This window comes from Campylobacter concisus, from assembly GCF_002092855.1.
Lineage (GTDB): Bacteria > Campylobacterota > Campylobacteria > Campylobacterales > Campylobacteraceae > Campylobacter_A > Campylobacter_A concisus_AI.
The window spans coordinates 1-528 of record NZ_LVLC01000026.1; the positions used below are offsets into that span (position 1 = coordinate 1).

Consider the following 528-nt stretch of genomic DNA (forward strand, 5'->3'; position numbering starts at 1 on the left):
AACGTTGATAAGGTTCATTTCGAGCAGCAAGAAAGATATTTTGAGAGAAATTTAAACCTAAAAACCATCTCTTCTTTTTCAAATTTATACGGTGTTTTAGATTTAGAAATTTCAAGCGATCTTTTGCTTCAAGGCAAAATAGGGCTAACTAAAATTTCTTGTAGATCTCAAGATGGCACAATTTTTAACGCGCCAGATCAAGATGAATTACCAGAACCGCTTGAGATAAGCCCAAGTGAACTAAACTCAGCCATTATAGTGTTAAAACTACCTATTAGCTCAGGTTTGGTCGATATTAGCTTGCAAAATAATTTACCAAATTTAAAATTTACAGCCAAGCAAGCACTTATTAGCTCAAGAGTGCATGATGAAGCTAGCAATGATATATTAAACGAGCTAGACGATAAAGATGATTTTGAACTATCTTCGGCCTTTACACAAGATAAAGAAAATCTAATCCTAGCAAGCCAAAGATCGTCTCTTGGGGTATTTGGCTCAAAGATGCCTTACGAGCTTAGCATACCAATT

General features: G+C 35.0%; 1 protein-coding gene. It reads left to right on the top strand.

Annotated features, from left to right (window positions below; genetic code table 11):
- Positions 1–528: type VI secretion system baseplate subunit TssK (tssK, locus tag A3223_RS07510; protein ID WP_141081803.1), on the top strand; the 528-nt coding region annotated here is incomplete at both ends.